Below are 12586 nucleotides of genomic sequence, written 5' to 3' on the forward strand. Positions count from 1 at the left end.
CCCCAAAAAAGGCCGCATCACGTGCGGCCTTTCCTCTTTCAGCCCGGTGAGATTACTGACCGCCGGCTTTCTTAATCGCCGCATCCAGCGAGGCTTTGTCAGCCAGTCCCGGGAAGACGGTAATGGTCGCTTCGGTCGCGCCGGTAGTCGGCATGACAATCACGCCAGGCGTACCGCTTAAGCCAATCTCCTGCGCCAGCTGGTTAATGTTTTCCAGCGCCGGTTCGACATCCGCCGCTTTTTTGGCGTCAAAGTTCACCTTTTTCGCCTGCTGCTGGATGTCCTCCGCCGTCAGTTTGCCTTCGTTATGCCCGGTAGCGTAAACGCCGTTGTGGTAAGTCAGATAGGCCTCAGCCCCTTTCTGTTGATAAATCTGCAGGCCGGTTTTCGCCGCGTCCAGCGAGGTTGCCCAGCGGCTGCCGAAAATCGGCCACTCTTTAAAGGCAAAACGGGATTGCGGATGATCTTTAATCACCTGCTCCATAACCGGTGCAAGGCGGCTACAGTAGATGCATTGATAATCGAAGAATTCGATAACGGTGACTTTACCGTTAGCCGGGCCGTAGGTTGGCGTGGCCTTATCCTGCGTCAGCTTGTCGGCATTCTTGATTACCGCCTGAGTAGCGGCGCTGGCCTGCTGCTCCGCCTGAATTTGCTGCAGCTTTTGGCTGGCCTGCAATAGCACTTCCGGATGGGCGACCAGATAGTCAGCGGCGATTTTGCCGATGCGCGCTTCCTGCTCCGCGGTGAAAGTCGCGGCCGGCGCGTCAGCGGCGCTGGCCAGCGCCGGCAGCAGGGAAGCGCCCGTCAGGGCGAGAATAAGTAAATTCTTGATGCCAGACATATTGAAAAGTCCTTACGAAAAAGTAGACGGCAGGTGAGCTTAATCGGACAAAATATCATCCTTTGGCGGCGAATCATTGTCAGTCTATGCATTGATTCGTAACTTTATTTGTCAGACGCCACTATTCTCCCTACGGCTTGAAGGGTGGTCAGGGGCGAAGAACGGGAGTACCCTGCGCCCATCTTTTTTTGATCGACATTATTTGCAATACGAGCCAGGCATGAACGAAATATTGAGTCAGTGGGACTTCGCCGTTATTTTGCTACAAATCATCGCCATCGATTTGTTATTAGGCGGCGATAACGCGGTGGTCATCGCCATGGCCTGCCGCAAGCTGCCGGCGCATCTGCGCACCAAAGCCATTGTTATCGGTACTCTCGGCGCGATTATCGCACGGGTCGTGCTGCTGGCGGTGGCGATTTATTTGTTGTCGTTGCCGTGGCTAAAAATCGTCGGCGCGTTACTGCTACTGTGGATTGGCGTTAAGCTGGTCGCCAACGAAGAAGAAGAGAGCGATATCAGCAGCTCAAGCAGCCTGTGGCGCACCGCCGTCACCATCACCGTCGCCGATGTCATCATGTCGCTGGATAACGTACTGGCCGTGGCCGCCGCCGGTAAAGGCCATCTGTTACTGGTGGCGCTGGGGGTATTAATCAGCATTCCGATTATTGTCGCCGGTAGTAAGCTGGTGTTGGCAATCCTGACTCGCTTTCCCTCGGTCGTATTACTGGGCGGCGCGCTGATTGGCTGGATTGCCGGTTCAATGATGATAACCGATCCGACCCTGGTTCAGCTGTTCCCCAATTCCCCGAATTATCTACATTTTGTTGCCGGGGCCATTGGCGCGGCGTTGGTGCTGCTGGAAGGATGGCGCCGCAACTACCGCTCCGGCACCCCGGAATAATCACTGGACGCCGTCACCCCCGACGGCGTCAAGTTTTCGCCACTTTTCTCCGCCACCCTTTCTCATTTGCCCTACTCTTAATAGAGCCGCCTGATCCAGGGATTCTGTGACCAGATTTTTGAGCATAAATGAGATAACACCATGGAATTAAAGGATTATTATACCATTCTAGGGGTTAAGCCAACGGACGATCTGAAAACCATCAAGACCGCCTATCGCCGTTTGGCGCGTAAATATCACCCCGACGTCAGCAAAGAACCCGATGCCGAAGCAAAATTCAAAGATCTCGCCGAAGCATGGGAAGTTCTCAAAGACGATCAGCGTCGCGCCGAATATGATCAACTTTGGCAGCACCGCAACGATCCGCAGTTCAACCGCCAGCAGCACGCCCACGAACAAAGCTACAGCCAGCAGGACTTCGACGATATCTTCTCCTCGATGTTCGGCCAGCAGGCGCATCACGCCCGCCGCCAGCGCGCCGAGCGCGGCCACGATGTCGAAATCGAAGTGGCGGTGTTCCTCGAAGAAACCCTCACCGAACAGACTCGTACCATCAGCTACAAGCTGCCGGTCTATAACGTCTTCGGCATGGTTGAGAGTGAAACACCGAAAACCCTGAATGTGAAAATTCCGGCGGGGGTCAGCGATGGCCAGCGTATTCGCCTGAAAGGCCAGGGGACGCCGGGCGAAAACGGCGGCCCGAATGGCGATCTGTGGCTGGTGATTCATATCGCGCCGCATCCGCTGTTCGACATCAACGGTCATAACCTGGAGATCGTACTGCCGCTGGCGCCGTGGGAAGCCGCGCTGGGGACAAAAGTCACCGTACCGACGCTGAAAGAGAGCATTCTGCTGACAATTCCAGCGGGTAGTCAGGCGGGACAACGGCTGCGTATCAAGGGCAAAGGGTTGGTGAGCAAAACCCACACCGGCGATTTGTTCGCCGTCATCAAAATCGTTATGCCGCCAAAACCAGATGAAAAAGCGCGTGAGCTCTGGCAGCAGCTCGCCGAAAGCGAAGCCAGCTTCGATCCGCGTAAGACATGGGGGAAAGCCTGATGGCTAAAGTAACAGTGACGTTTACCATCACCGAGTTGTGCCTGCGCACCGGGGTGTCGGAAGAGGAGCTGACGGAGATCGTCGGCTTAGGGATGATTGAGCCACACCAGCCGCAGGCTGAAACCTGGCTGTTTGACGACAGCGCGGTGACGATTGTGCATCGCGCGGTGCGCCTGCGTAACGAGCTGGAGCTGGACTGGCCGGGGATTGCGGTGGCGCTGACGCTGCTGGATGAAAATGCGCGCCTAACCCGCGAGAATCGCCTGCTGCAGCAGCGACTGGCCCGCTTTTTGACCCACAGCTAAGCGGAGTTCCCGGGTCGCGGCGTTCCGCCTTACCCGGGCTACCTATGGCACTGGGCCCACCATTGCACTGGATCTTTAGGCCCGCGCAAGCGCAGCGCCGCCGGGCAATATCCGCGGATAAGGAACCGCTTTGCGCCGGATGGCGGCTACGCCTTATCCGGCCTACGGTCTGTGCGGCCTGCCTTTAATTTATTCACCATGCTGGCTGCAACTGCCGGTGCTGGTGGCCTCAAAATCGCTGAGACGTTCCCGGCAGGCCGGGGCAGCCCGCATGGATGCGGGCTGAGGGCCGTGACTTGCAGGGACGCAGCCTCGGCCCGACCCGAAGCCTGCCGGGATAAGTCGAAGGAACCACGAAGTGGCGATTTTGGCGGCCAAAGCCCGGGAGTACAGAGGGCGGCGGCGACTGGCCGCCCTCTGTGCGCTCCCTGCGCCACGGAAAACATATTGCAGAAAAATTAACCGGGAGCGCAATATCCTCCGGAGCGAAACGAGATAAACGCTTTTCTCAAGCTAAAGGTTGCGAACCGATAACAGTATCTACAAATGGCATTGGGCCCACCCATTGCACTGGAAGCGCAAACCGGCAAAGCGCTTAATCCGGCAGCGAGCCGGCGAGATTACGCGCGGAGACGCTCTCGCTCACCGGGGCTGGCGGCTCGGGCGCCTTAACCGGCGCAGCCGCTGGCGCGGATGCCGGAGCGGAAGACGCTGGCTGAATCTCAAGAAACGAGGCCAGCATTCTACGCAACGTCTCCGGCGGCGTATCTTCCGCCAGCAGCGCCGCCAGCATTGACGGCAGCCGGCTATCAACTTCACCCAACGCTAACCCCGCCAACAGCGCCGTACGCGACATATCCCCGCGATCGCCGCGATGATGGGCCTCAATTTTCGCGTCCGCAAAGCGCTCGCTGGCGCTGATATCCGGGCGCAGGTAAATCAGAACCTTTCTGCGGTCCAGAGTCATAGACGCTCCTTAACCAATAATTTTCAGACCACGCACGAGGGCGAACTGCGGCTCGTCGGCCACCACAAAGCGATCTTCGCGCAGACCCATGCGTTCGCGAATCGCATCGGCAACCAGCGGCGCGCCGCCGCCAATCACGATGGCGTGCGAATAGCCTTTAAAACTATCAATCGCCGTCAGAACGCGAGTCGTCAGGCGTTCGATGCTATTAGAGATAACCTTTTTCACCTCCGATACCGCATCCGGATCGTTGATGTTATCGGTCAAATACTCTTCGTCGTGGCGGTTGATGATTATCTGGTCAACGTTATAGCTCGAGGTATCGGTATTCGCCCGGGCCAGCGCCAGCTTAACGGCGTCGGTCACCAGCGATACGCCCAGCTTCGGGTCGCCATAAATGCGCGAAACCGAGGTCATCTGCCCGGCCACCATCGAAATATCCAGCGTGGTGCCGCCGAGGTCGACAATCAGCACCGAATGCGATGGTTTCAGCTCATCGCACAGGCTAATACCCGCCGGAATGGATTCCGGACGCACGGTGACTTTGGTGATATTGAACACCACGCCTTTATTCAGTTTAACTTCGCGCAGCAGGCTCTTTTTCTTACGCTCAATGTTATCAAGACGATATTGCGCATCTTCATCATAAAATTCGGTCAGCGGCAGGGTGACCACAATCTCGACATCCTGCGGTTCCAGACCACTGGTCAGCAGCGCATGATGGACAGCGATGGAGTTCAATGGGCTGTATTGCCAATCAATATTGTTGGTGGGTAACGCATCGGGGGTGATCAGGTCGAAAGAGTACTTTTCATCATCCACGGTGTAGTTAAATGGCTTCCCGGCGCCGAAAGTGGCAGACCAGCCGCGCTTGAAACTATTGGGGCTGATATGGGTGAAAGTTTCGCCATCTTGCTCCCACAGCATTTTGATATTGGTTGAACCATCATCGATAAAAATGCGCATCGCATTGCTCCATCACTGAGACAAATAAGAGAAAATGTAAGACCCAAAAAGAGTAGCAAGAGTTAAAAAGCAGCGCAAGAGCACGAAAAAGAGACAATTCTGAGTTTTATTTGAGAAACAATAGAGATTTCAATTAACCTATTGAGCTCAAAGAGAGAACTATAAGAGACAAATCAGAGAAGTTAAAATTTTCATTTCTGTCTGTTTTAAACGCTATTTTTGCGCAAAAAGAGAGCATCCCTCCCCTCTTTCGCCAGCGGTTTTCGCACGCTTTTTACACCTGATTGGGTACCACAATCGGCCGTTCCGGCTCGACGACATTTTCCGGTACCCGACGATATTTATCCAGCAGGTGAATCTGAATACGTCGCAACATATCGCCATTCAGCTTGTAATAACGGAAATAAAGAAACAGCGTCAGGGCAAAAAAGAGCGTCGGCAGCGCAATCATAATCGCCTGCATCCCCAGCAGCGTGTGAGGCGATTGCGCCGTATTCGGCACGTAGCCAATGATACCCAGCACGATGGCGATAAACCAGGCCGCAAACGCCGAACCGGCTTTGACCACCAGCGTCTGCACCGAGTAGGCGATGCTTTCGCAGCGGATATTCATCGTATATTCGCCGTAATCAACGGTATCGGCCACCATAATGACCTGTAGCACCCAGAACAGCGCGGTGCCGATATTCAACAGCACCCCGGCAAGCGAAATCAGCACGATGTTGTAAACGCCGCTCAGCGCCATCAGCAACAGCACGCCGCAGCCCAGCACCGGCATGATAGATGCTCCCGCCCACAGAATGCGCCGCGACAGCCCTTTCACCAGCCGTGGGAACAGGATCAGCGTCAGCAAATTCGCCGCCCCCGCGTAGGACATGTAATACGGGAACATCTCCGCGCTGCCGATAACGTAGGTAAAGTAATAAATCGCGAAGCCGGCGATAATATTCGCCGCCGTGTTATAGGCCAGCGCCATGCCCAACAGGCAGGCCAGCTGATCGTTTTTATAGATGAGCGCCACCATCTGGCGCAGTGAAAGATGGCTGGAATCCTCGCTCACGCCGCTATCCGACGAGTAAACCTCATGGACGTTGCGTAAGGTAACGAGGGTGGAGACCACGAAGAAGGCAATCAGCACCAGGGTAAACATCTGGAAACCGAAGCCGCGATCGGCGCCGCCGACGGCGCTGACAAACGGCAGCGTGACGCCGGCGGTCACAAACCCGGCAAGGCTGGCGAAAAAGCGCGGGTAAGGCACCAGTTGTTCACGTTCGCGTTTATCAAGGGTAATGGTCGGCACCAGCGACCAGAACGGCACATCCATGATGGTATAGGTGAAGCCCCACAGCAGGTAGGTCAGCCACACCCACGCCAGTAGCGCTCCGCCGCTGAAGTGATGGGCGCTGAACAGCATATACAGCACCACCGAGTTGGTGATAGTCCCGATCAGGATCCACGGCTTGAACTTCCCCCATCGCGATCGCGTGCAGTTGACGATCCATCCCATGATCGGATCGGCTATCGCATCGAGGATCCTCGCCACCAGGAACAAGGTGCCAACCACCCCAACCGATAAGCCAACAATATCGGTGTAGTAATACATCAGATACATGTAAACGATACCGATAGCGAAATCTTTACCAAAGGCACCAAATCCGTAGCTGAGCTTTGTTGTCATTGAAATACTCATAGGGTACAGGTCGCTGTCGCCAGCGCCTCCTTTAGCGTTTGATAGAGCATGGCAGGCGCCGCCGGGCCAGATCCCCCGGCGGCATGAGAAAATTAACGGTGCAGCCAGGCCGGCAGCCAGTCGCCGTGGCTGGCGATCAGATCGTCCACCAGCGCGTAGATCTCTTCGATCCCCAGCACCGCGGCGGTGTGCGGATCCATCATCGTGGCGTAATAAACGTAATCGCGATTTTCCGTCAGGATGGCCTCCGTTAGCAGCGTCTGCACGTTGATGTTGGTCTGCATCAGCGCCGCCAGATGCGCCGGTAGCACGCCGATTTTCGTCGGCTGGATACCGTTAGCGTCCACCAGACAAGGGACTTCGACGCAACAGCCCTGCGGCAGATTGTCGATGAGATCATCGTTGCGTACGTTGCCATACACGACGCTCGGCTCGCCGGTCCAGATAGCGTTCATGATGGTGCTGGCATACTCGCGTGAAGGTTTAACCTCGATACGCTCGCCGCTCTTATAGCTCTCCAGCTCTTTATGCCAGTTGGCCAGCTGCTCGACGCAGCGTTTAGGGTACTCATCCAGCGGCACTTTATAACGGGCGATAAGATCGTCGCGCCCCGGCTTGATAAACCATGGCGTGTATTCGGCGAAATGCTCCGACGATTCGGTGACAAAGTAGCCCAGCTTTTTGAACATCTCATAGCGGACGATGTTTTCGCAGCGCGGATTGCCATGCAGGTTCGGCTTCGGCGCCAGTCCTTCGGCGTAGGCCTGCAGCAGGTCGGGATAGATACTGACGTAACTGCCGTCCGCGAGCTTTTTCTCCAGCGACAGATAGAACGCCATATGGTTAATGCCCGCGCAGCGGTAACGTAAATCCGCCGGGTCGAGGTTAAGGTCGCGCGCCAGCTCTTCCGCTGTGCCTTGCACCGAATGGCACAGACCCACCTGCTTGATATGCGGGTAGCGGGCGTACATCGCCCAGGTGTTCATCGCCATCGGATTAACGTAGTTAAGCATGGTGGCGTCCGGGCAGACCTCGCTCATATCGTCGCAGATAGCCCACAGGTGCGGGATGGTGCGCAGCGCGCGCATAATGCCTCCCGGCCCCAGCGTATCGGCAATGGTCTGCTCAAGCCCGTGGCGTTTACACACTGCAAAATCGGTGACGGTACAGGGCTCATAGCCGCCAATCTGGAAGGCGACGACGACAAAATCGGCGTCCCGCAAGGCGGTTTTACGATCGCGATGGCAGCTAATTTCGCCATTCGCGCCGACGGAATCCATCAGTTTGCGCACCACGATATGCGACTCTTCCAGTCGGGTTTCATCGATATCCATCAGCGCGATATGCGCCGATTTCAGCGCCGGGCGCTGGAACACATCACCGAGAATATTTTTAACAAACACCGTCGAACCGGCGCCGATAAAGGTAATTTTGGGGGCAGACATCGCGCTCTCTCCATCAGGTCATTGAACACTTTCAGAGTGGCATGCCGCTCTCCGCTGCGCTGCCCCGTTCCCGCCGGAGCATTCCCGGAAACTCAGATCGGCCATTAAGCGCCACAAAATCTGAGTTTTTGGGAATAGATCGGCTTAAAAGGAGAGAAAACGGGCCGATGATTCCGCTAAGCTGTAATCAGTTCAGGCTAAAAACGCAGCCACTCTGACGATCCAGGAATCCGCCCATGATGGAACACCGCTTCACCTCCCTGCCCCCCGACCCGCACATGTGCAGCAGCGATGAAAAGCAGAGCCGCAGCCCGCTGGCGCTCTATTCCGAGTATCAGCGCATGGATATCGAACTGCGCCCGCCGCACGCCATGGCCACCAGCCACTGGCACGGCCAGGTAGAGGTCAACGTGCCGTTCGACGGCGACGTGGAGTATTTGATTAACAATGAAGTGGTGCGCATTGAGAAAGGCTATATCACCCTGTTTTGGGCCTGTACGCCGCATCAACTGACCCGCCCGGGCGACTGCCAGCAGATGGCGATATTCAACCTGCCGATGCATCTGTTTCTGTCGTGGCCGCTGGATCGCGAACTGATAAATCACGTCACCCACGGGATGGTGATTAAATCTCTCGCCGCCCAGCAGTTAAGCGCTTTTGAAGTACGGCGTTGGCAGCAGGAGTTGAATCACGAGAATGAACAGATTCGCCAGTTGGCGATCGATGAAATCGCCCTGATGCTCAAGCGGCTGAGCCTCGCCGGCTGGCAGCCTATTCTGGTCAATAAGACCTCGCGCACCCACAAGAACAGCGTCTCGCGCCACGCGCAATTTTACGTTAGCCAGATGCTGGAATTTATCGCCGCCCATTATGACCAGGCGCTGACCGTCGATGCCGTCGCCGAGCACGTTAAACTTAACCCAAACTACGCGATGGGCGTTTTTCAGCGGGTAATGCAGCAGACCATGAAGCAGTACATCACCGCCATGCGCATCAATCACGTGCGCGCGCTGCTGAGCGACACCGATAAGACCATCCTTGATATCGCCCTCACCGCCGGGTTCCGGTCCAGCAGCCGCTTCTACAGCACCTTTACCCGCTACGTCGGCATGCCGCCGCAGCAGTACCGTAAATTGAGCCAACAGCGCCGCCACAGCCTTGCGTCGCCGCAGCCATAAAAAATGCCGCCGGGGTATCCCCAGGCGGCATCGTGAACAGTGAAAAGCGGTTAGTCGTTGATACGCGGATGCTGCTGTACCAGACGGGCGCGTTTTTCCTGCAGGTCGGCGATTTCCTGATCGATATCTTCGATTTTATGCTCGATATTATCGTAGTGCTCGCCCAGAATTTCTTTCGCTTCCTGGATATCAGATGCCGCCGGCGTCGCCCCTTTCAGCGGACGGTTAGCGGTCTCTTTCATCGACAGGCCGGTAATCAGACCAATCACCGCAATCACCATCAGATAGTAAGCCGGCATCATCAGGTTCTGGGTGGTTTCCACCAGCCATGCCGCCAGCGTCGGCGTCAGACCGGCGATCAGCACCGAGATGTTAAAGGCGCTGGCCAGAGCGCTGAAGCGGATGTGGGTCGGGAACATCGCCGGCAGCGATGAGGCCATCACGCCGATAAAGCAGTTCAGCACCACCGCCAGCAGCAGCAGACCGGCGAAGATCAGGCCAATCACGTTACTGTTAATCATGATAAAGGCCGGGATAGACAGCGTGAACAGCGCGACGCTACCCACCAGGATAAACGGACGGCGGCCAAAACGGTCGCTCAGCATGCCGATAACCGGCTGGACAAACAGCATGCCGACCATAATGGCGATAATAATCAGTACGCCGTGATCTTCCGAGTAGTGCAGGTTATGCGACAGGTAGCTCGGCATGTAGGTCAACAGCATGTAATAGGTCACGTTGGTGGAAATCACCAGGCCAATACAGGTCAGCAGGCTGCGCCAGTGCTTGGTGGCAATCTCTTTAAAGGAGACCTTCGGACCTTCCTGCAGACCTTCGCGGTCGCCCTGTTCAAGGGTATCCACGTGCTGCTGGAACGCCGGCGTCTCTTCCAGCGCGTGACGCAGGTACAGGCCGATAATCCCTAGCGGCAGCGCCAGGAAGAACGGGATACGCCAGCCCCAGTCGAGGAAGTTCTCTTCACCCACCACGCTTGAAATCAGTACCACCACGCCTGCGCCCATTACGAAGCCGGCAATCGAACCGAAGTCCAGCCAGCTGCCCATAAACCCGCGTTTACGGTCAGGCGAGTATTCGGCCACGAAGATCGACGCCCCGGTATATTCGCCGCCCACCGAGAAGCCCTGCGCCATTTTACACAGCAGCAGCAGAATCGGCGCCCAGATACCAATGGTGGCATACGACGGAATAAGACCGATACAGAATGTACTTATCGACATAATAACGATGGTGATCGCTAAGATTTTTTGTCGACCGTATTTATCGCCGAGCATCCCGAAGAACAGGCCGCCGAGCGGACGAATCAAGAAGGGAACCGAGAAAGTACCGAGCGCGGCAATCATCTGCACGCTGGGATCGGCATCGGGGAAGAAGACTTTACCAAGGGCATAAGCCACAAAACCATACACACCGAAATCGAACCACTCCATCGCATTACCGAGCGAGGCCGCGGTGATGGCTTTTCGCAACTTACCATCATCGATGATGGTGACATCCCTAAGCGTAATCGGCTTTATTTTTTTCCTTTTAAGCATACTTTTCCTCTGTGCTATCGCCTTGAGCGCACGACTCCTCGCCAAATGACGAGGTCATTCGCGACGTACGTTGGGAGCGGCGAAGTGCTGTGCTCCACATTTCAAGCGTAGCAGGTTTGCCTGCACTGTCTTTCTGACAGAGTGTACAACCGAACCTGTTGACGCCTGCTCTGGCCTTAAATTAATAATTCACTTACCAAATAAGCAGTGACGAATTTACTTACATCCCTTTTTACCCTACCAGCGTTTAAATTTGGGATCAACTTCACGAAAAATTCGCCCAGCTTAATTACAGAGCCAAATAAAATGAATAAGTTCAATCTCTGTTTCGCCGCTGATGTTTATTTATGGACTTTATTAACGTCTGTTTTTCAGCATATTCTCCGTAAAGCCAAAATAATTACCCTGCGTTATTTCCTGGAAAAAATACCCGACAAAAGTGCGGGATTGCGCTATAATCAGCCGCACTTTCGGCTCACAGCCGCTGTTTAACGGACCAACGTCCTGTTTTTCCCAGTAATCACGAGGAACGCCATGCAACTTCCACACTGCCCAAAATGCCATTCTGAATACACATATGAAGATAACGGCATGTACATCTGCCCGGAATGCGCCCACGAGTGGAACAATGCCGAGCCGGCCGATGACGCCGACGCGCTGATCGTAAAAGACGCTAACGGCAACTTACTTGCCGATGGCGACAGCGTGACCGTGGTGAAAGATCTGAAGGTAAAAGGCAGCTCTTCCATGCTGAAAATCGGCACCAAAGTGAAGAATATCCGTCTGGTCGAAGGCGATCACAACATCGACTGCAAAATTGACGGTTTTGGCCCGATGAAGCTGAAATCTGAATTCGTCAAAAAGAACTAATTAAATTTTTTCACGCCAGCGCTATTATTTTTCCGGCGCTGGCGGCAACCTCGCCGGCGCGTCCGAATATCAGCGGCGGATCGTCGCCAAATTATATCGCTCATTTCGCCAAAATTATTCCCGGAACCTTCCAGCCAAACCGCGCGATCAATTCTCATTTCGTCTCTGCCTTCCCGCCACGCGGCGACGCATTTTCAGAAAAATTCACCCCGCTTTGCCGCCTGGCTTCTTTTGCCCGTCACCAACTACGCTTTATGGGTCACTGGTTATCTGAGGTCATGGTTATGTCCCTGAGTCCTTACATTGCTTTTAGCGGCAACTGCGCTGCCGCCATCGCCTTCTATCAGCAGGCGCTGGGGGCGCAGCTTATCCACCAAATCACCTACGGCGAAATGCCGCAGAGCGCCCAGGATGCCGACGATGGCTGCGCCTCCGGGCAGCATCTTGCCGCCGACTGCATCGCCCATGCCAGCCTGCAGGTCGCCGACAGTATTCTGATGCTGAGCGATAGCCCCAGTAGCGACATGGAACATTACGCGGGATTCGTCCTCGTGCTGGAGCCGAAAGATATTGCTGAAGGCAAACACTGGTTTGAGGCGCTGGCCGATGGCGGGCGCATCGAAATGGCGTGGCAGGAGACCTTCTGGGCCCACGGTTTCGGCAAAGTCGTCGATCGCTTCGGCGTGCCGTGGATGGTTAACGTCGTCAAACAACCCTAATCTTCTCTCCAGGGCGGCTTCTCCGCCCTGTCATCTCACCGGCATTAACTCTTCATCCTGCGGTCATCGTGACTTAACAGGAATGT

Annotated in this window: 13 protein-coding genes; 7 read left to right on the top strand and 6 right to left on the bottom strand. The window is 55.5% G+C overall.

Going from position 1 to position 12586, the window contains the following annotated elements:
* Positions 1–52: 52 nt before the first annotated feature.
* A complete protein-coding gene (locus tag KGA69_RS04420) occupies positions 53–844 on the bottom strand; it encodes a DsbA family protein (protein WP_213292865.1) in 792 nt (263 codons plus the stop codon).
* A gap of 220 nt (positions 845–1064) precedes the next feature.
* On the opposite strand from KGA69_RS04420, the gene KGA69_RS04425 reads away from it, so the two are divergent.
* The 4 genes from KGA69_RS04425 (at position 1065) to KGA69_RS04440 (ending at position 3398) form a co-directional block, all read left to right on the top strand.
* Positions 1065–1748, top strand: coding sequence for a TerC family protein (locus KGA69_RS04425; RefSeq protein ID WP_045396487.1), 684 nt, complete (start codon positions 1065–1067; stop codon positions 1746–1748).
* Positions 1749–1889: 141 nt separating this feature from the next.
* Positions 1890–2807: a curved DNA-binding protein gene (cbpA, locus tag KGA69_RS04430; protein WP_047046356.1), complete on the top strand. Its 918-nt coding sequence runs from the start codon at positions 1890–1892 to the stop codon at positions 2805–2807.
* Positions 2807–3112, top strand: a complete 306-nt coding sequence (cbpM, locus tag KGA69_RS04435) for a chaperone modulator CbpM (protein ID WP_015368685.1) — start codon at positions 2807–2809, stop codon at positions 3110–3112. Before cbpA ends, cbpM begins: the two co-directional genes overlap by 1 nt.
* Before the next feature lie 139 nt (positions 3113–3251).
* Positions 3252–3398: a hypothetical protein gene (locus KGA69_RS04440; RefSeq protein WP_213292866.1), complete on the top strand. Its 147-nt coding sequence runs from the start codon at positions 3252–3254 to the stop codon at positions 3396–3398.
* A 309-nt stretch (positions 3399–3707) separates the two neighbouring features.
* Here the strand turns inward: KGA69_RS04440 and KGA69_RS04445 are convergent, their stop codons facing one another.
* The 4 genes from KGA69_RS04445 to KGA69_RS04460 all read right to left on the bottom strand — a co-directional run bounded on the left by KGA69_RS04445 (position 3708) and on the right by KGA69_RS04460 (position 8180).
* Positions 3708–4079 (bottom strand): plasmid partitioning/stability family protein, encoded by a 372-nt coding sequence (locus KGA69_RS04445; protein ID WP_015704087.1) that lies wholly within the window; start codon positions 4077–4079, stop codon positions 3708–3710.
* Positions 4080–4088: 9 nt separating this feature from the next.
* Positions 4089–5045, bottom strand: coding sequence for a plasmid stability protein StbA (locus KGA69_RS04450; RefSeq protein ID WP_015368687.1), 957 nt, complete (start codon positions 5043–5045; stop codon positions 4089–4091).
* A 274-nt stretch (positions 5046–5319) separates the two neighbouring features.
* Positions 5320–6735 carry a melibiose:sodium transporter MelB gene (gene melB / locus KGA69_RS04455; protein ID WP_047065954.1) on the bottom strand — a complete coding sequence of 472 codons (1416 nt, stop codon included), beginning with the start codon at positions 6733–6735 and terminating at the stop codon, positions 5320–5322.
* A gap of 92 nt (positions 6736–6827) precedes the next feature.
* Entirely contained in the window at positions 6828–8180 is a 1353-nt protein-coding gene (locus tag KGA69_RS04460; protein WP_045396499.1) for an alpha-glucosidase/alpha-galactosidase, read from the bottom strand.
* A 239-nt stretch (positions 8181–8419) separates the two neighbouring features.
* Here KGA69_RS04460 and melR point away from each other — a divergent pair, with 239 nt between their 5' ends.
* The gene (gene melR, locus KGA69_RS04465; protein ID WP_032715623.1) at positions 8420–9358 is read left to right on the top strand and encodes a transcriptional regulator MelR; all 939 of its coding nucleotides are present in this window, start codon (positions 8420–8422) and stop codon (positions 9356–9358) included.
* Positions 9359–9408: 50 nt separating this feature from the next.
* Here the strand turns inward: melR and proP are convergent, their stop codons facing one another.
* Positions 9409–10911, bottom strand: a complete 1503-nt coding sequence (proP, locus tag KGA69_RS04470; RefSeq protein ID WP_020079848.1) for a glycine betaine/L-proline transporter ProP — start codon at positions 10909–10911, stop codon at positions 9409–9411.
* Positions 10912–11445: 534 nt separating this feature from the next.
* Between proP and KGA69_RS04475 the strand changes: the two genes are divergently transcribed.
* Positions 11446–11781, top strand: a complete 336-nt coding sequence (locus KGA69_RS04475; protein WP_015368693.1) for a zinc ribbon domain-containing protein YjdM — start codon at positions 11446–11448, stop codon at positions 11779–11781.
* A 284-nt stretch (positions 11782–12065) separates the two neighbouring features.
* Positions 12066–12500 (top strand): VOC family metalloprotein YjdN, encoded by a 435-nt coding sequence (gene yjdN, locus KGA69_RS04480; RefSeq protein ID WP_045396544.1) that lies wholly within the window; start codon positions 12066–12068, stop codon positions 12498–12500.
* Positions 12501–12586 lie beyond the last annotated feature (86 nt).

The organism is Klebsiella sp. A52 (genome assembly GCF_018388785.1).
Lineage (GTDB): Bacteria > Pseudomonadota > Gammaproteobacteria > Enterobacterales > Enterobacteriaceae > Klebsiella > Klebsiella aerogenes.

Bases quoted from the DNA above. Each gene is read 5' to 3' on its own strand.
- KGA69_RS04450 (WP_015368687.1), bottom strand. From the start codon at position 5,045: ATGCGCATTTTTATCGATGATGGTTCAACCAATATCAAAATGCTGTGG.
- KGA69_RS04475 (WP_015368693.1), top strand. From the start codon at position 11,446: ATGCAACTTCCACACTGCCCAAAATGCCATTCTGAATACACATATGAA.
- cbpA (WP_047046356.1), top strand. From the start codon at position 1,890: ATGGAATTAAAGGATTATTATACCATTCTAGGGGTTAAGCCAACGGAC.
- KGA69_RS04420 (WP_213292865.1), bottom strand. From the start codon at position 844: ATGTCTGGCATCAAGAATTTACTTATTCTCGCCCTGACGGGCGCTTCC.
- KGA69_RS04460 (WP_045396499.1), bottom strand. From the start codon at position 8,180: ATGTCTGCCCCCAAAATTACCTTTATCGGCGCCGGTTCGACGGTGTTT.
- melR (WP_032715623.1), top strand. From the start codon at position 8,420: ATGGAACACCGCTTCACCTCCCTGCCCCCCGACCCGCACATGTGCAGC.
- cbpM (WP_015368685.1), top strand. From the start codon at position 2,807: ATGGCTAAAGTAACAGTGACGTTTACCATCACCGAGTTGTGCCTGCGC.
- yjdN (WP_045396544.1), top strand. From the start codon at position 12,066: ATGTCCCTGAGTCCTTACATTGCTTTTAGCGGCAACTGCGCTGCCGCC.
- KGA69_RS04445 (WP_015704087.1), bottom strand. From the start codon at position 4,079: ATGACTCTGGACCGCAGAAAGGTTCTGATTTACCTGCGCCCGGATATC.
- proP (WP_020079848.1), bottom strand. From the start codon at position 10,911: ATGCTTAAAAGGAAAAAAATAAAGCCGATTACGCTTAGGGATGTCACC.
- KGA69_RS04440 (WP_213292866.1), top strand. From the start codon at position 3,252: ATGGCGGCTACGCCTTATCCGGCCTACGGTCTGTGCGGCCTGCCTTTA.
- KGA69_RS04425 (WP_045396487.1), top strand. From the start codon at position 1,065: ATGAACGAAATATTGAGTCAGTGGGACTTCGCCGTTATTTTGCTACAA.
- melB (WP_047065954.1), bottom strand. From the start codon at position 6,735: ATGAGTATTTCAATGACAACAAAGCTCAGCTACGGATTTGGTGCCTTT.